The organism is Pseudomonas sp. GW822-FHT04C11, assembly GCF_058800905.1.
Genome location: NZ_JBXAMS010000017.1, coordinates 41,746 through 61,118, shown reverse-complemented (window position 1 = coordinate 61,118; position 19,373 = coordinate 41,746). Strand labels below are relative to the sequence as shown.

The 19,373-nt window shown below is 60.5% G+C and carries 14 protein-coding genes; 9 read left to right on the top strand and 5 right to left on the bottom strand.

The genetic code is table 11. From position 1 onward, the window contains the following. The first annotated feature begins 50 nt into the window (after nt 1–50). Both xdhC and guaD read left to right on the top strand, forming a co-directional pair. Nucleotides 51–893 carry a xanthine dehydrogenase accessory protein XdhC gene (gene xdhC, locus AC1RJ3_RS23775; protein WP_493080828.1) on the top strand — a complete coding sequence of 281 codons (843 nt, stop codon included), beginning with the start codon at nt 51–53 and terminating at the stop codon, nt 891–893. Nucleotides 894–917: 24 nt separating this feature from the next. Then, nucleotides 918–2,222, top strand: coding sequence for a guanine deaminase (guaD, locus tag AC1RJ3_RS23770; protein ID WP_493080826.1), 1,305 nt, complete (start codon nt 918–920; stop codon nt 2,220–2,222). Between the two features lie 78 nt (nt 2,223–2,300). Here guaD and AC1RJ3_RS23765 read toward each other — a convergent pair whose 3' ends face one another. Then, the gene (locus AC1RJ3_RS23765) at nt 2,301–3,065 is read right to left on the bottom strand and encodes a GntR family transcriptional regulator (RefSeq protein ID WP_103315365.1); all 765 of its coding nucleotides are present in this window, start codon (nt 3,063–3,065) and stop codon (nt 2,301–2,303) included. Nucleotides 3,066–3,441: 376 nt separating this feature from the next. On the opposite strand from AC1RJ3_RS23765, the gene AC1RJ3_RS23760 reads away from it, so the two are divergent. Next, nucleotides 3,442–4,632 carry a benzoate/H(+) symporter BenE family transporter gene (locus tag AC1RJ3_RS23760; protein ID WP_493080824.1) on the top strand — a complete coding sequence of 397 codons (1,191 nt, stop codon included), beginning with the start codon at nt 3,442–3,444 and terminating at the stop codon, nt 4,630–4,632. A 47-nt stretch (nt 4,633–4,679) separates the two neighbouring features. Here the strand turns inward: AC1RJ3_RS23760 and AC1RJ3_RS23755 are convergent, their stop codons facing one another. After that, nucleotides 4,680–5,024, bottom strand: coding sequence for a YggL family protein (locus tag AC1RJ3_RS23755; RefSeq protein WP_054593237.1), 345 nt, complete (start codon nt 5,022–5,024; stop codon nt 4,680–4,682). A 234-nt stretch (nt 5,025–5,258) separates the two neighbouring features. On the opposite strand from AC1RJ3_RS23755, the gene dacB reads away from it, so the two are divergent. Beyond that, complete coding sequence (dacB, locus tag AC1RJ3_RS23750; protein ID WP_477771268.1) at nt 5,259–6,719, top strand: D-alanyl-D-alanine carboxypeptidase/D-alanyl-D-alanine endopeptidase; 1,461 nt, start codon at nt 5,259–5,261, stop codon at nt 6,717–6,719. A gap of 185 nt (nt 6,720–6,904) precedes the next feature. Here the strand turns inward: dacB and AC1RJ3_RS23745 are convergent, their stop codons facing one another. Beyond that, entirely contained in the window at nt 6,905–9,304 is a 2,400-nt protein-coding gene (locus AC1RJ3_RS23745) for a sensor domain-containing diguanylate cyclase (RefSeq protein ID WP_103315368.1), read from the bottom strand. 138 nt (nt 9,305–9,442) lie between these two features. Further along, nucleotides 9,443–11,713 (bottom strand): bifunctional 23S rRNA (guanine(2069)-N(7))-methyltransferase RlmK/23S rRNA (guanine(2445)-N(2))-methyltransferase RlmL, encoded by a 2,271-nt coding sequence (gene rlmKL / locus AC1RJ3_RS23740; RefSeq protein WP_493080821.1) that lies wholly within the window; start codon nt 11,711–11,713, stop codon nt 9,443–9,445. A 545-nt stretch (nt 11,714–12,258) separates the two neighbouring features. On the opposite strand from rlmKL, the gene rmf reads away from it, so the two are divergent. Then, nucleotides 12,259–12,474 (top strand): ribosome modulation factor, encoded by a 216-nt coding sequence (gene rmf, locus AC1RJ3_RS23735; RefSeq protein ID WP_003223300.1) that lies wholly within the window; start codon nt 12,259–12,261, stop codon nt 12,472–12,474. 307 nt (nt 12,475–12,781) lie between these two features. Here rmf and AC1RJ3_RS23730 read toward each other — a convergent pair whose 3' ends face one another. Next, nucleotides 12,782–13,801 carry a quinone-dependent dihydroorotate dehydrogenase gene (locus tag AC1RJ3_RS23730; RefSeq protein ID WP_054593241.1) on the bottom strand — a complete coding sequence of 340 codons (1,020 nt, stop codon included), beginning with the start codon at nt 13,799–13,801 and terminating at the stop codon, nt 12,782–12,784. Between the two features lie 249 nt (nt 13,802–14,050). On the opposite strand from AC1RJ3_RS23730, the gene AC1RJ3_RS23725 reads away from it, so the two are divergent. The 4 genes from AC1RJ3_RS23725 (at nt 14,051) to AC1RJ3_RS23710 (ending at nt 19,122) form a co-directional block, all read left to right on the top strand. After that, the gene (locus tag AC1RJ3_RS23725; protein WP_493080819.1) at nt 14,051–15,262 is read left to right on the top strand and encodes a CmpA/NrtA family ABC transporter substrate-binding protein; all 1,212 of its coding nucleotides are present in this window, start codon (nt 14,051–14,053) and stop codon (nt 15,260–15,262) included. Between the two features lie 15 nt (nt 15,263–15,277). Then, nucleotides 15,278–15,853, top strand: a complete 576-nt coding sequence (locus AC1RJ3_RS23720) for an ANTAR domain-containing response regulator (protein WP_054593242.1) — start codon at nt 15,278–15,280, stop codon at nt 15,851–15,853. Between the two features lie 379 nt (nt 15,854–16,232). After that, entirely contained in the window at nt 16,233–17,444 is a 1,212-nt protein-coding gene (locus AC1RJ3_RS23715; protein WP_054593243.1) for a nitrate/nitrite transporter, read from the top strand. A 7-nt stretch (nt 17,445–17,451) separates the two neighbouring features. Then, nucleotides 17,452–19,122 carry a bifunctional protein-serine/threonine kinase/phosphatase gene (locus AC1RJ3_RS23710; RefSeq protein WP_493080816.1) on the top strand — a complete coding sequence of 557 codons (1,671 nt, stop codon included), beginning with the start codon at nt 17,452–17,454 and terminating at the stop codon, nt 19,120–19,122. Nucleotides 19,123–19,373: the final 251 nt, after the last annotated feature.

Genomic DNA, 19,373 nt, shown 5'->3' with positions numbered 1-19,373 from the left:
AGCTTGCTCGCGATGAGGCCCGAACAGACAACAGAAATGTTGAGGTGAACATGTACAACTGGATCGACGCCCTCGCCGACCTGCAAAACCAGGGTGAACCCTGTGTGTTGGTGACCATCATCGAGGAGCTCGGCTCGACGCCGCGCAATGCCGGTTCGAAAATGGTCGTCAGCGCCACGCAGGCGTTCGACACCATCGGTGGCGGGCACCTGGAATACAAGGCGATGCAGGTCGCCCGGGAAATGCTTGCAGGCGGCAAACAGGACACCCATCTGGAGCGTTTCACCCTCGGCGCCAGCCTCGGTCAATGCTGCGGCGGCGTCACGGTGTTGCTGTTCGAGCCCATGGGCCAGGTACAGGCACAGATCGCTGTATTCGGTGCCGGCCACGTCGGTCGGGCGCTGGTGCCGTTGCTGGCCAGCCTGCCCTGCCGCGTGCGCTGGATCGATTCACGGGAGGCCGAGTTCCCCGAACAGATCCCCCTCGGCGTGCGTAAAATCGTCGCCGAAGAACCGGTGGACGAAATTGACGACCTGCCCGTTGGCAGTTACTGCATCGTCATGACCCACAATCACCAGCTCGACCTGGAGCTCACCGCGGCAATCCTCAAGCGCAACGACTTTGCCTACTTCGGCCTGATCGGCTCGAAGACCAAACGGGTGAAATTCGAACACCGCCTGCGCGAGCGCGGTTTCGACAACGCCGTGCTGCAACGCATGCGCTGCCCGATGGGCCTCGGCGAGGTCAAAGGCAAGTTGCCGGTGGAAATCGCCATCTCCATCGCCGGCGAAATCATCGCCACCTATAACGCGAATTTCGGCCAGCACGGCGCGAAAGCCGAACCTATTGCCAAACTGCTGCCCGCCTCGCGCCGCAGCCACGCCTCGAACTAAAAAAGCCACGAACCGAGAACGACAATGCCTTTGACTCGCAAAGCCTACCGCGCCGCTATTCTGCACAGCATCGCCGACCCTGCCGTGGTGGGTATCGAAGCCTCCTACGAGTATTTCGAAGACGGCTTGCTGGTGACTGAAAACGGCCATATCAGCGCCGTCGGCCCTGCCTGCGAACTGCTCGCCAGCCTGCCCGCCGACATTCAAGTCAGCCATTACCAGGATGCGCTGATCACGCCGGGCTTCATCGATACGCACATTCACCTGCCGCAAACCGGCATGGTCGGTGCTTACGGCGAACAGCTGCTGGACTGGCTGAACACCTACACCTTCCCGTGCGAAAGCCAATTCTCTGACAAGGCCCACGCCGAAGAAGTCGCCGGTATCTTCATAGAGGAACTGCTGCGCAACGGCACCACCACCGCGCTGGTGTTCGGCAGCGTGCACCCGCAATCGGTGGACTCGTTCTTTGAAGCTGCCGAAAAGCTCGACCTGCGGATGATCGCCGGCAAGGTGATGATGGACCGCAATGCACCGGACTACCTGACCGACACCGCCAAATCCAGCTACATCGACAGCAAGGCGCTGATCGAGCGCTGGCACGGCAAGGGTCGATTGCACTACGCAGTGACGCCACGCTTCGCACCGACCAGCACCCCGGAACAACTGACCCTGGCCGGCCAGTTGCTCAGCGAATACCCCGACCTGTACATGCAGACCCACATCAGTGAAAACCTGCAGGAAGTCGAATGGGTCAAGGAACTGTTCCCCGATCGCAAGGGCTACCTGGACGTCTACGACCACTACAAATTGCTCGGCGAACGCTCGGTATTCGCGCACGGCGTGCACCTGTGCGATGACGAATGCGCACGCCTGGCCGAAACCGGTTCGGCGATTGCTTTCTGCCCGACCTCGAACTTCTTCCTCGGCAGTGGTCTGTTCAACCTGCCGATGGCCGAGAAGCACAACCTGAACGTCGGCCTGGGCACTGACATCGGTGGCGGCACCAGTTTCTCGCTGCTGCAAACCCTGAACGAAGCCTACAAAGTCATGCAGCTGCAAGGCGCACGCCTGAGCCCGTTCAAATCGCTGTACCTGGCAACCCTCGGCGGTGCCCGCGCACTGCGCCTGGAAGACAAGATCGGCACCCTGCAACCGGGCACCGACGCCGACTTCCTGGTGCTGGACTACAACGCCACGCCGCTGCTCGGCTATCGCCTGAAACAGGCCAAGAGCATCGCCGAGACGCTGTTTGTGCTGATGACATTGGGGGATGACCGAACTGTTCTGCAAACTTACGCGGCGGGGAATCTAGTTCACCAGCGTTAAGCCCTTCTGAAACGAAAAATCCCCCGCAGCCATCAGGTTGCGGGGGATTTTTTACGTCTGTCAGACCGCCGCGATCTATCAGAGTTTGGCGGTCGGCCGCCCTGGCTTCTTGGTCTGCAACAGGTGCGAGAACACCGCATGCAAATCATCCGAGGCGCTTTCTTCGTCGAGATTGAGCTTGCTGTCGATGTGGTCCATGTGATGCATCATCAGGTTCACCGCCAGGTCGGCGTCGCGGGCCTCGATGGCGTCGATCAGCTGAGTGTGTTCATCGTAGGAACAGTGCGAGCGGTTACCGCTTTCATACTGAGCGATGATCAACGAAGTCTGCGACACCAGGCTGCGCTGGAAGCTGATCAGCGGGGCGTTCTTCGCCGCCTCGGCCAGCTTCAGGTGGAACTCGCCAGACAGCCGGATACCGGCACCGCGGTCGCCACGGGAGAAGCTGTCGCGCTCGTCGTTGACCATTTGCCGCAGCTCGGCAATCTGTTCGGCCGTCGCGTGTACGACTGCCAGTTCAGTGATCGCCTTCTCGACCAGACGCCGCGCCATGAATACCTGACGGGCCTCTTCGACACTCGGGCTGGCAACCACGGCACCCCGGTTGGGACGCAACAGCACCACGCCTTCGTGGGCCAGACGCGACAGCGCGCGGCGAATGATGGTGCGACTGACCCCGAAAATTTCTCCCAGCGCCTCTTCGCTCAACTTTGTACCGGGCGCCAGGCGCTGTTCGAGGATGGCCTCGAAGATATGCGCATAGACGATATCGTCCTGGGTTCCGCTGCGGCCGGCTTTGCCTGCTCGCGGTTGTTTCTTGAGGGGCTGCAACTGTTCGTTCATGGGCACTCGAGTCGGGAGAACTGCGGCGAATTGACTGTGACTGTAATACGGCACAGAGGGTCGCTGGCAAGTATTGCGTAAAAAACACAGCACATTGTACACAACCGCTGGTGGCAACACGACTGTACGGCCATATACGCCCCCGGCTGTATTGCAACGAGCTGCCACGTTTAAGTTTAGGCTTGAACACTTGGCCCGTGGCGAGGGAGCTTGCTCCCGTTGGACTGCGCAGCAGTCCTGAAACCTGCCGACTCGTTTATTCAGATAACCTCGCTCACACATTACGACCGCTGCGCGGCCGAGCGCGAGCAAGCTCCCTCGCCACACGGGTAGCTGCGGACTTTATTCGTATATCAAGAACAAGGAACACTGCGCCATGACCGACGCCACTCACGCGCAACTTCGCCCATTGGCCGACACTTCACCTTCGGCCATCGTCGCCGGGTTCATCGCCATGATGACCGGCTACACCAGCTCGCTGGTGCTGATGTTCCAGGCCGGCCAGGCGGCGGGCCTGACCAGCGGGCAAATTTCATCGTGGATCTGGGCGATTTCGATTGGAATGGCCGTGTGCTCGATCAGTTTGTCCTTGCGTTATCGCACACCGATCACCATCGCCTGGTCGACGCCCGGCGCGGCGCTGCTGATCACCAGCCTTTCGGGCGTGACCTACGGCGAGGCGATTGGCGCTTACATCACTTGCGCCGTGCTCGTCACTCTTTGCGGCATGACCGGCAGCTTCGAACGCTTGGTCAAACGCATTCCCGCGTCACTGGCGGCGGCGTTGCTGGCGGGGATTCTGTTCAAGATCGGCAGTGAAATTTTCGTCGCTGCCCAGCACCGCACGGGCCTGGTATTGGGGATGTTTTTCACCTATCTGGTGGTCAAGCGCCTGTCGCCGCGTTATGCGGTGCTGGCGGCGCTGCTGATCGGCACTGCATTGTCCGGCGTCATGGGCCTGCTGGATTTCAGCGGTTTTCATCTGGAAGTGGCCACCCCGGTCTGGACCACCCCGCACTTCTCCCTCGCGGCGACCATCAGCATCGGCATTCCATTGTTCGTGGTGGCCATGACCTCGCAGAACATGCCCGGCATCGCCGTGTTACGCGCAGATGGCTACAACGTGCCGGCCTCGCCGCTGATCACCACCACCGGCATCGCCTCACTGTTGCTGGCGCCATTTGGCTCCCACGGGATCAACCTGGCAGCGATCAGTGCCGCAATCTGCACCGGGCCACACGCCCATGAAGATCGCAACAAGCGTTACACCGCGGCCGTCTGGTGCGGGATTTTCTACGGGATTGCCGGGGTCTTTGGCGCAACGCTCGCAGCGCTGTTCGCCGCCTTGCCAAAAGAGCTGGTGCTGTCGATTGCCGCGCTGGCGCTATTCGGCTCGATCATCAACGGCTTAAGCATCGCTATGGCGCAAGTGAAGGAGCGTGAAGCGGCATTGATCACCTTTATGGTCACTGCGTCGGGGCTGACGCTGTTTTCCATTGGCTCGGCATTTTGGGGAATTGTGGCGGGGGTGATTACGTTAATGATTCTGAATTGGCGCAATGCCTGAAATGCAAAAAAAAAACGGCGACCTTCAGGTCGCCGTTTTTTTGAACATCAGGCTACCGGATTGATCGGCTTTTCCGGGTACCAAACGTCCAGCAACGGGCTGACTTCTACGCTGGTCAGCTCGGTGCGGGCTTTCAGCCAGGCTTCAACGGCGGCGCGTTGTTCAGCGCTGACCGAGCCACGTTTTTGCAGGCAAACCAGACCGTAGTCGTCGCCGCCAACGTAGCCGAGGCCGTTAGCTTCCATGGCTTCTTTCAGAAACGCGTCGAGGAAAGCGTCAACAGCCTCATCAGCCAGATCTTCTTTGAAATCCAGGTTCAGTTCGAAACCCAGCTCTTGAAATTCATCGACGCAGAGTTTTTTGCGCAGACGCTGGGAACGGTTAGTCGCCATTGGAACAATCCTCAAAAGTAATAACGGGCGGCACTTTAGCAGTTTAAGCCGTGGTTTGCCCGATTCTCTGGCGGCTTGCGCCTACCGCCGGTAAAAAAATAGCGGATTCGGCCCTTTGGATACGGCACAAGCCGCTACTCCTTGGGGCATAATGCCGACACTTTCGCGACCACCGAGGGAATTTATTCTCATGCCCTCATCTTTTTCCCCCTCGGCAGTAGGGTTTTATTTCAGATGATCAAATCTTTGCGTCCATTGCTTCTCGCCAGCCTGCTTGTACCGCTGGCCTTCCCTGTTTCCGCTGCCCCGGTCAACACCACCCTGCCACCCAGCGTTGAAAAAGCACTCAAAGCCAGCAAGCTGCAGGACAGCGCCCTGTCGCTGGTGATGATCCCACTCAACGGCCCGGGCACACCGACCGTTTTCAACGCTGACGTTTCAGTCAATCCGGCCTCGACCATGAAACTGGTCACTACCTACGCCGCGCTGGAAATGCTTGGCCCGAACCACCAGTGGAAAACCGAGTTCTACACCGACGGCACCCTCAATGGCGGCATCCTGCACGGCAACCTGTACCTCAAGGGTGGCGGCGACCCAAAGCTGAACATGGAAAAACTCTGGCTGCTGATGCGTGACCTGCGAGCCAATGGCGTGCAGCAAGTTACCGGTGACCTGGTGCTGGACCGCAGCTTCTTCGTCCAGCCGCAACTTCCCGAATTCAATGACGATGGTAAAGACGAGAACAAGCCGTTCCTGGTCAAGCCCGACGCGCTGATGGTCAACCTCAAGGCCTTGCGCTTCGTAGCTCGCAACGACTCGGGCAAGGTGCTGGTGTCGGTCGAACCACCGATCGCCAGTATTCGCATCGACAACCAGGTCAAAGCGCTTAGCGGCAAACAGTGTTCCGGGGGCGTGCGCTACAACCCGGTAACCCAGGCCGACGGCAGCGTGAGCGTGACCGTTGCAGGCCAGTTGGCCGACGGCTGCAGCTCGCAGACGTACCTTTCGCTGCTCGATCATGCGACCTACACCGCCGGCGCCGTACGGGCAATCTGGCAGGAACTGGGTGGCAGCATCCAGGGCAAGGATCGTCTGGCCGCCGTACCAAAGGATGCCAAGGTACTGGCGCGGGCGTTCTCGCCGGACCTGGCGGAAATCATCCGCGATATCAACAAATACAGTAACAACACCATGGCTCAGCAGCTGTTCCTCAGCCTGGGCGCGAAATACCGCACCGATGCCGATGCTGACGATGCAAAAGCCGCACAACGCGTAGTGCGTCAGTGGCTGGCGAAGAAAGGCATCACCGCGCCGCACCTGGTGATGGAGAACGGCTCAGGCCTGTCGCGTGCCGAACGGGTCAGCGCCCGTGAAATGGCGAGCATGCTGCAGGCGGCCTGGAGAAGCCCGTACTCGGCCGAGTTCGTCAGTTCGCTGCCGATCAGCGGCATGGACGGCACCATGCGCAAACGCCTCAAGACCACCGCGATGCGGGGTGAAGCACACGTCAAGACCGGCACCCTGAACACCGTGCGCGCTATCGCCGGTTTCAGCCGCGACAACAATGGCAACACCTGGGCAGTGGTTGCGATCCTCAACGATCCGGCACCTTTTGGTGCGCATACGGTGCTCGATCAGGTGCTGCTGGACCTGTACCGCCAGCCGAAACTGGCAACGGCCGAGTCGGCGCTTTAACGTCTTTCAGATCAATCATGTGGCGAGGGGGCTTGCCCCCGCTGGGTTGCGCAGCGACCCCAAGATCAGTGAATGCGGTTTTTCAGACGTAATGTGTCAGACGGTTTTACGACGGCTTCGCCGCCGAACGGGGCGGTTCGGCGTTCCGACAAGCCCCCTCGCCACAAAAGCTTGTGCGTACCGGCCTACACCAGTTCCATCTCAACCCGATCCCGCCCGGCCTGCTTCGCCGCATAAACCCCCGAGTCAGCGCGCAACAGCAAGGCATCAGCCCCCTCCCCGGAACGCCAACTGGCGATACCAAAGCTGGCAGTCACCGTGCCCAGGCCCTCGATAGGCGCATTGCGCAAGCTCTGCCATAGCTCGACGGCCAACGTATGGGCATGCTGCCCGTCGGTGTCCGGACACAACACCATGAATTCCTCGCCTCCCAGGCGACAGAACACATCGGTGCGCCGCAAGCGTTGGCGAATGCGCTGACAGATCGCCTGCAACACCCGATCGCCGGCCGCGTGGCCGTACACATCATTGATGCGCTTGAAGTGATCGATATCCAGCATGATCACCGCCAAGTCCCCGACACCTCGCTCGACGCGGGCCATTTCCATGGTCAACCGCTCCTGGAAATAGCGTCGATTGTGAATGCCGGTCAGCGAGTCGGTCACCGACAAGGCGCGCAGCTCTTCCTCGACCCGCTTGAGGTCGGAAATATCCGAAATGTAGCCATGCCACAACACCCCGCCGCCGGGCAGTTCTTCCGGCGTTGCCTCACCGCGTACCCAACGCAGACCACGGACCGGCAACTGAACGCGGTACTCTTCGCGCCACGGGCTGAGCTTTAACGAAGAGACCCGGATCGAGGCACGCACCCGAGCGACATCCTGCGGATGGATCCGCTCGAAAATAGCCTCGGCGTTCTGTTGCAGTACGTCCGGGTCGATTTCGTAAATATCGCGAATGCCATCACTGGCGTAGATCACACTGAAGCGCCCGTCTGCCGCCATCTTGAATTGATAAATGCCGCCCGGCACATGAGCGCTGAGTTTCTTGAGCAGTAAATCGCGCGCGGCCAACGCTTCATGCACGCGTTTACTCTCGGTAATGTCGATGCAGATCGCCAGATTCCCGACCCACAGCCCCTGCTCATCAAGCACTGCGGTGGCGAGCATGTTCACCGTCAGATGGCTGCCGTCCTGGCGCACCAAGGTCCATTCACGCGCTTCATGCCCACCCGCTTTGCCACCTTCCACCAGCATCGCCTGACAGCCCGGCACCGGCTTGCAGTAACGCTGACTGAGTTCCACGGCTCGCGCTTCCAGCTCAGCGGGCAGATGCAGGCTTTCCAGGGTCGCCTGTCCCAACACATCGACACTGCGATAGCCGAGCATATGCTCGGCACCGGCATTGAAAGTTGTGATCACACCGCGCAGGTTGGTGGCAATCACCGCCACTTGGGTCGCCGCGGCCAGTACCCCGCGTAATTGACCATGAGCGCCGCTCAACTCCTGTTCTCGCAGGCGCAACTCGCGGGTACGTTGCTCGACCAGCGCCAGCGCTCGTTGCCGTTGACTGACCAGAATGTAGAGCAAGGCACTGAGCAGCACGCTCAACAGCGTCCCCATCACGATCAGGCTGGCAACTGCCGAATGAGTGGCATGTTCAAACACGCTGCTGGTACGAATATCGAGATCGTAGACATGTTCGCCCAGTCGCAACATCGAGCTGTAATGCAGCGGCTGATTCGCCACCGGGTTGGTAGATTCGTAGAGCGCTTGCGCCTGAGCGCCCTGTGCCCGATCACGAATCTGCACCACAAGGTTGTCCTGCCCGGGCAACGGAAAACCATCGACTACCAACTGACGCATGCTGATCACTGCCAGCACATAACCAAGGGGCGTAGCGTCATGAGCTGACGCTGCGGTACCGCGCAAAACCGGCTCGACCAGCAGCACGCCATGGGCATATTCAGGATCGACGCCAATCAGCAGCGTGGGCTCGGACACCGCCATCGCGTTGAGGGTGCGGGCCCTTTCCAGCGTTGCCCGACGTGTCGGTTCCGAGAGCAAATCAAAACCCAGCGGCGCGGCTTTTGAGCCTAGCGCCTGGCTGTACAACACCGGCGCGTATTCATCGCGCAAGGCGGCAGGTTGCAGCTCTGCGGAAGGTGTCAGATCGCGGATGGAAAATCCTGCTTTACCTTGTTCGCGCACCCGTTGCTCGAACGCGGAACGCTCACTGCGGGCAACCAGCGGCGCCCAGGCGTAGGCCTGAGTCCTGTGCAACAGTGCTTTGGTAAAGCCGTCGAACTCCTCACGGGAAACCGACTCGGAGTTGACGAAGAATCGCCGCAGGCTATCAAGGCGCTGCTCCTGATCGTCGAAACGCTCGGCAATCCGGCTCTTGCGCTCGCTGACCAGCATTTGGAAACGCTGTGCCATCTGCTGATGCTGCGCATTGAAGCTGGCCCAGGCGAGCAGCCCCGTCAGTACGCCCCCGGCCAGCAACACCAGCAGCGCAACGAGCCAGGCCGAAACATCTTCACTGATCAAGCCCAGGATCTTGGGTCGTACGGCGTGCAACGGCATAAGCGAAACTCAAAACGCCAGCGTGCTTTGGCGTCACCTTGGCTTTGAGTGATGTTATAGCCATTAGCCATTAGATTAGCCAGCGCAAAAAGACCACAGAACCTCGAAAAATCAAGGCTCTGTGGATCCAATCAGGCCTCAGCGCGCCATGATTTTCCAGGCGCGATGGATCTTGCCGTTGCGGGCAAAGTCCGGGTCGATGGTTTGTGCGGTGATCTCCTCGACGGCATAGCGCGCCGTGAGGTTTTCTTCGAGCTGGAACTTGCGGAAGTTGTTGGAGAAATACAACACACCACCCGGCGCGAGGCGGGCCATGGCCAGGTCCAGCAACTGCACGTGGTCGCGTTGCACGTCGAAGATCCCTTCCATGCGCTTGGAGTTGGAAAAGGTCGGCGGATCGATAAAGATCATGTCGAACTCGTCACGGTTGGCTTCCAGCCAGGCCATCACGTCGCCCTGCTCCAGACGGTTCTTGTCGGAGAAACCGTTCAGCGACAGGTTGCGTCGCGCCCAATCGAGGTAAGTTTTCGACAGGTCGACGCTGGTGGTGCTGCGTGCGCCACCCTTGGCTGCATGAACACTGGCCGTCGCGGTGTAGCAATACAGGTTGAGGAAGCGCTTGCCGGCCGCCTCTTTCTGAATCCGCAGACGCATTGGACGGTGATCCAGGAACAGGCCGGTGTCGAGGTAGTCGGTCAGGTTGACCAGCAACTTCACGCCGCCTTCGTTCACCTCGGTGAACTTGCCCTGCGCGCTCTGGCGCTCGTACTGCTTGGTGCCGCTCTGACGCTCGCGACGTTTGACGACCACGCGGTTTTTGTCGATGTTCAAGGCCTGCGGAATGGCTGCCAACGCATCGAACATCCGCGCCGAGGCTTTTTCCGGATCGATCGACTTCGGCGCCGCATATTCCTGCACGTGGACCCAGTCGTGATACAGGTCGATGGCCATGGAGTATTCCGGCATGTCGGCATCGTAAACGCGGTAGCAGTCGACACCTTCACGCTTGACCCAATTGCCCAGCGCCTTGAGGTTTTTTTGCAGGCGGTTGGCAAACATCTGCCCGCCTTCGCTCAGACGTGGCTGTTCAATAACGGGAGCCGGTGCCGGCGCAGGCTTGATCGGGTTGCCGTTCTTGTTGTACTGACGCTCTTGCGGCTCGGCCGGCGACTGATCATAAGCCGCCTGCTCGCGTTCGGCCTGACGCTGCTCCGGGGTACGACGCTCCCCTGTGACGAACTGGTCCGGCAGTACTTTGATCAGCAGCAATTTGCACGGCAAGGCGCCGTTCCAGAACGAATACTGTTTGTGGCTGCGAATACCCATGCGCTTGCCCAGGTCCGGTGCGCCGGTGAACACCGCCGCTTCCCAGTTCAGGCAGGCCTGGCGCAGACGCTCGCCGAGGTTCTGATAGAGATAGAGCAAGCTCGCCTCGTCGCCCAGACGCTCGCCGTACGGAGGGTTGCAGATCACCAGGCCTTTTTGGTTCTGGTCCGGACGCGGCTCGAAGGTTGCGACTTCACCCTGGTAGATCTTGATCCACTCACTCAGGCCTGCGCGCTCGACGTTATTGCGGCCCGGTTGAATCAGCCGTGGGTCGGCTTCGTAACCGCGAATCCACAGCGGCGGCTTGGCCAGACCGGCAGCGGCGCGGGCGACGGCTTCTTCGTGAAGTTTTTTCCACAGCGCTGGCACGTGACCGAGCCAGGCGGTGAAGCCCCACTGCTCGCGACGCAGGTTCGGCGCCATGTCGGCAGCGATCATCGCGGCTTCGACGAGGAATGTACCGACACCGCACATCGGGTCAGCCAGGGCGCCGCCTTCAGCCGCAATGCGCGGCCAGCCGGAGCGGATCAGAATCGCTGCCGCGAGGTTTTCCTTCAGCGGCGCCGCACCTTGCTGCAGGCGATAGCCGCGCTGGTGCAGGCTGTGGCCGGATAGATCGAGGGACAGAATCGCTTCGCCACGGTCCAGGCGCAGGTGAATGCGCAGGTCCGGATTGAGCTTGTCGATGGACGGACGCTCACCCGATGGGGTGCGCAGCTTGTCGACGATGGCGTCCTTCACTTTCAGGGCGCCAAAGTGCGTGTTGTCGATGCCCGAGCCGTGACCGCTGAATTCGACGGCCAGGGTGCCGTCATTGAGCATATGGTCTTGCCACTCGATATCCAGCACGCCGTGGTACAGGTCTTCGGCATCCTTCATCGGGAAACGCTTGAGTACCAGCAGCACCCGGTTAGCCAGACGCGACCACAGGCACAAGCGATAAGCCGTTTCCATGTCGGCCATGCCGCGCACAGCCGACGTGTGCTCGCGCGCTTCCTCAAGGCCAAGCCCGACGGCTTCCTCGATCAGCAGGCCTTCGAGGCCCTTGGGGCAAGTGAGGAAGAGTTCGTAACGATCCGACATGGGAATTCCAGGGCCTTTAGCAATAAGTGAACGGACAACGCATTGACCGCTCGGTTTTCAATCAAGCGCTTTTCTTGAAGAGCGCTCGCGTGGCACGAAAGTGTGCCGCCCCACCCTGGCCACACAGCCAACCAATCGGTTGAATGAGCTTAGATGCCCGGGCAGATAAAAAATTCTGTGCAACAAAATGTCATAACTCGACCCTTCGTCGAATAGTACCCGAGTGCAACGGGCGGACATTTTTACTCAATCATTAGCCTCATCATCCAGTGAAAGGCTGATCATAGCGAGCTTTGGTCAATGAACACGGGAATTACATCGTGTTACTTATGGCCTTAGCATCATTATCGTTACGTCCTTATGACAAAACGATCATTCCCTCGATGTGACGCATTGGTTAGAACTCAACACAGGTTGACGCCGCAACGACGTCAACACCTTGGCTCGTGACGCCGGCAGCGAGCCACCAACGGCAGAAATTTTTCTGCCTGACCTCAATCGAGGTCGACGCGACAAATACAGTCAACAAGTGAGGGAAACACCCTATGAGAAGACTTAAGCGTGATCCGTTGGAAAGAGCATTTTTGCGCGGATATCAATATGGCGTTGGTGGAAAATCCCGTGAGCTTTGCCCCTTTACTCTACCGTCGGTACGCCAAGCCTGGATCAACGGCTGGCGAGAAGGACGCGGCGACAACTGGGACGGTATGACCGGCACTGCGGGAATCCATAGACTCAACGAACTTCACGCCGTCGGCTAAAACAGGGCACACACTCCGACACGAAAATCTGAACAGGTAACGACTTAACCACGCACGTCCTCTCCGGACGGCGGGCTTCGGCCCAAGGGCTCCTTCGAGGAGCCCTTTTTTATTCCTGCAATCAACTCAAAACCAACGATGAAATACTGTGTGGCGAGGGAGCTTGCTCCCGCTGGGCAGCGAAGCGGCCCCTATCCAGACACCGCGTTATTCCTGATGCACCGCATTTGCTGATTTTAGGGCCGCTTCGCGCCCCAGCGGGAGCAAGCTCCCTCGCCACAAAGGCCTCTCGCCACGTGGGTTGGGGTTATCTCAGGGCGGCGATGGCATCCACCGATTCGCGAATCAACGCAGGGCCTTTGTAAATGAAGCCAGAGTAGAGCTGCACCAGACTGGCGCCCGCAGCGATTTTCTCAGCCGCGTGCTTGCCTTCGGTAATACCGCCCACCGCGATGATCGGCAAACGCCCGGCCAACTCGGCTGCCAACACCTTGACCGTGTGAGTGCTCTTGTCGCGCACCGGAGCGCCGGACAAGCCGCCCGCCTCGTCACCGTATTCCATGCCTTCGACGCCTACGCGGCTCAGGGTGGTGTTGGTCGCAATTACCGCGTCCATCCCGGTGTCGATCAGCGCTTGTGCCACCTGAACGGTTTCTTCGTCAGTCATGTCCGGTGCAATCTTGATCGCCAGCGGTACACGCTTGCCGTGGCGTTGAGCCAGATCTTCCTGACGCTGACGCAAGGCTTCGAGCAGTTGCTTGAGCGAATCGCCAAACTGCAGGCTGCGCAGGCCCGGAGTGTTCGGCGAGCTGACGTTGACCGTTACATAACTGGCGTGGGCGTAGACCTTGTCCAGGCAGATCAGGTAGTCATCGACCGCACGCTCAACCGGCGTGTCGAAGTTCTTGCCGATGTTGATCCCCAGCACGCCCTTGTATTTGGCCGCTGCCACACGCGCCAGCAGATGATCGACGCCGAGGTTGTTGAATCCCATGCGGTTGATGATCGCCTCGGCTTGCGGCAAGCGGAAAATCCGTGGCTTGGGATTGCCCGGTTGCGGACGCGGGGTGATGGTGCCGATTTCAACGAAGCCAAAACCCAATTGCGCAAACCCGTCGATGGCCGCCCCGTTCTTGTCCAGACCGGCCGCCAGCCCCACCGGGTTTGGAAAGTCCAGGCCCATGACATTCACTGGCAACTGCGCTGGCGCCTTGCACAGCAAGCCATTGAGACCCAAACGCCCACCTGCGCCGATCAGGTCCAGGGACAGATCGTGGGAGGTTTCCGGGGAGAGTTTGAACAACAGTTGGCGGGCCAGGGTATACATGGGCGGATTTGACTCGGTTGGCGGCGAAATAAGGCGGCGATTATAGCCGTGCATCGGGGTCGCAAGCGAGGTGCGTGATGAAATCAGCCATCAGTGGCATATGCCTTGCACTGGTACTCACATCGGCACCCATGCCAATGGCGGGATGCGTGCCAGGTAACGATTAAAAAGGACAACGGCGTCGTCACCTGGCCTGGTTTGCACTTGGGGCCTGGGTACGGCGCTTTTTTCATGCAAGGTGCTTATGTGATGACTGAACCTGAAGCAGGACCGCTGGCCTGGGTCAATGGCAGCGATGCCCCGGAAAAGACCGCGATCAACCTCGGTTTCATGGCCCTGAGCGACTGCGCATCCGTGGTGGTTGCGGCGACTCAGGGCTTCGCCCAACCCTACGGGTTGACCCTGAACCTAAAGCGCCAGTCGTCGTGGGCCAACCTGCGGGACAAACTGGTCAGCGGCGAACTGGATGCCGCCCACAGCCTCTATGGTTTGATCTATGCGGTGCATCTGGGCATCGGCGGCGTCGCCGCGACGGACATGGCCGTGCTGATGGGGCTGAATCAGAACGGCCAGAGCATCAACCTTTCTCATGGCCTGCAAGCGCTGGGCGTGACCGGTCCTGAAGCGCTGGAACGTCACGTGCACCAAAGTCGCCCAAAACTCACCTTCGCCCAGACCTTCCCCACTGGCACCCACGCCACGTGGTTGTATTACTGGCTGGCGAGCCAGGGCATCCATCCGTTGCAGGATGTCGACAGCGTCGTGGTGCCACCGCCACAAATGGTCGCGCACTTGCAGGCCGGACGGATCGACGGTTTCTGCGTCGGCGAACCCTGGAGCGCCAGTGCGGTGAAGCAGAACCTCGGCTTCACCCTGGCGACAAGCCAGACCATCTGGCCCGACCACCCGGAAAAAGTCCTCGGCTGCACCCGCACCTTCGTCGAGCAATACCCGAACACCGCACGGGCACTGGTCATGGCAATCCTGGAGGCCAGCCGCTTCATTGAACAAAGCACGGAAAACCGCCGCAGCACCGCGCAACTATTGAGTGCTGCCGAATACCTGGATGCACCGCTCGACTGCATCGAACCGCGCTTGCTGGGCGATTATGCCGACGGCCTGGGCAATCGCTGGCAGGACCCTCACGCGCTGCGCTTCCATGGCGGCGGCGACGTCAACCTGCCGTACCTTTCCGATGGCATGTGGTTCATGACTCAATTCCGGCGTTGGGGCTTGCTGCGCGAAGACCCGGACTATCTGCAGGTGGCGCGTCAGGTCCAGCAACTTGGTGTCTATCGCGATGCCGCCAGTGCGCTGGGCATCGCGGCCCGGGATCAGGAAATGCGCAGCAGCCAGTTGATCGACGGTAAAATATGGAATGGCTCGGACCCGGCGGCGTATGCCCGCAGCTTCAAGCTGCACGCCATGGCCGACACCCCCGCTCTTCTCGCCCGCCGCTGACAGGAGGCTGCAAATATGTTGCGTATCCTGCTGATCAACGACACCGCGAAAAAGGTCGGGCGGCTCAAGGCCGCGCTGACCGAAGCCGGGTTTGAGGTGATCGATGAGTCAGGCCTGACCGTCGACCTGCCTGCGCGCGTCGAAACGGTGCGTCCGGACGTGATCCTGATCGATACCGAGTCACCGAGCCGCGATGTGCTGGAGCAAGTGGTGCTGGTCAGCCGCGACCAGCCACGGCCCATCGTGATGTTCACCGACGAACACGACCCGGACGTGATGCGCCAGGCGATCAAGTCCGGCGTCAGTGCCTACATCGTCGAAGGCATTCATGCCGCGCGCCTGCAACCGATCCTCGACGTGGCCATGGCACGCTTTGAAAGCGATCAGGCCTTGCGTGCCCAACTCCAGGCCCGCGACCAGCAACTGGCCGAGCGCAAGCGCATTGAACTGGCCAAGGGCTTGCTGATGAAAATGAAGGACTGCAATGAAGAACAGGCCTACACCCTGATGCGCCGCCAGGCCATGAGCCGTCAGCAGAAACTGATCCAGGTGGCCGAACAGATCATTGCCATGAGCGAGTTGCTGGGCTGAGCCGATCTTTGTGGCGAGGGAGCTTGCTCCCGCTGGGGTGCGAAACGCCCCCCAAAACCCGCCAGCGCATAGTGTCAGATAAAGCCCGTCAGCCAGATCACGACTGGTCTGCCCGAGCGCGGACCGGCCGACGGGAGCAAGCTCCCTCGCCACAATAGCAAGTTGTTGGCACAGATCTCGCTAGGTAAACCACACAGGTAACCAACGGCGGTTGCCCCACCTACGACAAAGACGTCGCATACCCCTTTCGCGCAAGTGCAGCGGGTTGCGGCGTTTTTTCGTTTTGGCCCCACAGCCCGGGGCCGGTGGTGCGGCCGTCGCGGCGCGCCACCGCAAAGCTCATGACTCCCTTCGAGACTCTTCACAGCTGAGGTGCGCGATGAATTCAAGCTTCTGGAAATCCGGCCATACCCCGACACTCTTCTCGGCCTTTCTGTATTTCGACCTGAGCTTCATGGTCTGGTACCTGCTGGGTCCACTGGCAGTGCAGATCGCCGCCGACTTGCACCTGACCACCCAGCAACGCGGGCTCGTGGTGGCCACGCCGATTCTGGCCGGGGCGTTCCTGCGCTTCGTGATGGGATTGCTGGCAGATCGTCTGTCACCGAAAACCGCCGGGCTGATCGGTCAAGTGATCGTGATTTGCGCCCTGTTTGGCGCCTGGAAGCTGGGCATCCACAGCTACGAACAAGCGCTGCTGCTGGGCCTGTTCCTCGGCATGGCCGGCGCCTCGTTCGCGGTCGCCCTGCCCCTGGCCTCGCAGTGGTATCCGCCACAGCATCAAGGCAAGGCGATGGGCATCGCCGGTGCGGGCAACTCGGGCACGGTATTCGCTGCGCTGATCGCCCCGATGCTGGCGGCCTCGTTTGGCTGGAGCAACGTCTTTGGCTTTGCACTGATCCCGCTGATCCTGACGCTGATTATCTTCGCCTGGCTGGCGAAAAACGCACCTGAACGGCCGAAAGCCAAATCCATGACTGACTACTTCAAGGCCCTCGGTGACCGCGACAGCTGGTGGTTCATGTTTTTCTACAGCGTGACCTTCGGCGGCTTCATCGGCCTGGCCAGCGCCCTGCCCGGCTACTTCAACGACCAATACGGCCTGAGCCCGGTCACCGCTGGCTACTACACCGCAGCCTGCGTGTTCGGCGGCAGTTTGATGCGGCCACTCGGTGGTGCACTGGCGGATCGTTTCGGTGGCATTCGCACCTTGCTGGTGATGTACACGCTGGCCGCGACCTGCATTGCTGCCGTGGGTTTCAACCTGCCCAGCTCCTACGCTGCACTGGCACTGTTCGTCTGCACCATGCTCGGCCTTGGCGCGGGTAACGGTGCGGTGTTCCAGCTGGTGCCACAACGCTTTCGCCGCGAAATCGGCGTGATGACCGGGTTGATCGGCATGGCAGGCGGCATCGGTGGTTTCGCCCTCGCAGCGGGCATGGGTGCGATCAAGCAGAGCACCGGCAGCTATCAACTGGCCTTGTGGTTGTTCGCCAGCCTCGGTGTTCTGGCCTGGTTTGGCCTGCACGGGGTCAAGCGCCGCTGGAGAACCACCTGGGGTTCGGCTGCTGTGACCGCCGCGCGGGTATGATGCGCCAATGAGCCTGCAATTGAGCTTCGCCGAGGCCAGCGCCATCGGCCCACGGGACGAAAACCAGGACGCCCTGCGCCTGGTCACGCCCGCCGCTGAACTGGCGGCGAGCAAGGGGTTTCTGTTCGCCATCGCCGACGGCGTCAGTCAATGCGCCGATGGCGGGCTAGCAGCCAGGGCAACCTTGCAGGCCCTGGCCCTCGATTACTACGCCACGCCGCAAACCTGGGCTGTGGCGCAAGCGCTGGACCGCCTGCTGCTGGCGCAGAATCGCTGGTTGCAGGCCAATGGCGGCGGCCAGCCATTGCTCACCACCGTCAGCGCGCTGGTGCTGCGCGGTCGTCGCTTCACGTTGGCGCATGTTGGCGATTGTCGGGTGTATCGCTGGCACGCCGACCAGTTGCAGCGCATCACTGAGGACCACGTCTGGGAACAACCGGGGATGCAGCATGTGCTCAAGCGCGCATTGGGACTGGATCAGCATCTGGTGCTGGACTTTCTCGATGGTGAATTGCGCGCAGGCGAGAGCTTCGTCCTGCTGAGCGACGGCGTTTGGGCGACGCTGGGCGACACCGCCATCGCCGCCATTCTGCGCGATCAACCCGACCTCGACAGCGCGGCGCAAACTCTGGTCAACGCCGCTCACCTGGCCGGCAGTCAGGACAACGCCAGCGCGCTGCTGGTACGAGTCGACGCCCTCGGCGAAACGAGCATCGGCGATACGCTGATCCAGCTGCAGCAATGGCCATTGCCACCGCCGCTCAAACCCGGTCAGGCCTTCGAGGGCTGGCACGTCGAGAGGCTGCTCGGGCAAAGTCAGCAGTCACTGATTTACCGTGTTCGTGATGGGCAGCAACAGCCCTGGCTACTGAAGACGCTTCCCTCATCGTTGAACAACGACACCACGGCCGCCCAGGCGCTGCTCTCTGAAGAGTGGTTTCTCAAGCGCGTTGCCGGTCGAAGCTTTCCGGAAGTTCACCCGGCGGCGCAACGTCAGCACCTGTATTACGTGATGCGCGAGTATCCGGGGGTGACCCTGGCCGAGCTGTTCGCGCAAAACGGCCCGTTGCCGCTGCCCCAATGGCAACAACTGGCCGAACGTTTGCTGCGGGCGGTGGGCATGCTGCATCGGCGGCAGATCTTCCATCGCGACATCAAACCGGAAAACCTGCTGCTGTCTGAGGACGGTGAGTTACGGCTGCTGGATTTCGGCCTGGCATACTGCACCGGTTTATCCGAAGACCAATCGAACGCGCTGCCGGGCACCCCGAGTTATATCGCCCCGGAAGCGTTCAACGGGAGTCCACCGACACCGCAACAGGATCTGTATGCCGTCGGCGTGACGCTTTATTACCTGGCCACCGGGCATTATCCCTACGGCGAAATCGAAGCCTTTCAACGTCCGCGCTTTGGCCTGCCAATCAACGCCAATCGTTATCGGCCGGATTTACCCGACTGGCTGGGACAAAGCCTGGAGCGTGCGGTGTGCGCCGACCCGGCGCAACGCTATGAAACGGCGGAGGAATGGTTGCTGCTGCTGGAACAAGGCGAACGGCGCAGTTTGAGTGTACGGCCCAGGCCGTTGCTGGAACGTGAACCGTTGAAGGTGTGGCGGACCCTGGCGCTGGTGTCGTTGTTGATCAATCTGGTGTTGCTGTATCTGGCATTTCATACCTGACGCCTTGCTTTACGTAGCAGCTGGCGCAGCCTGCGTTCGGCGGCGCAGCCGTCGTAAACCCTATGTGCAAGGTGTACCTGAAAAACCGCAGTGCCTGATTTCACGACGGCTACGCCGCCGAACGCAGGCTGCGCCAGCTGCTACAGGGATTTGTCGCGCCAATTGCGGGCGGCGCGCCTTGATTTGGTGCAAAAAGCTCAAACCCGACACTGCTTAACGAAGCAAAACCCAACAAAACCACGCCCTCCGCC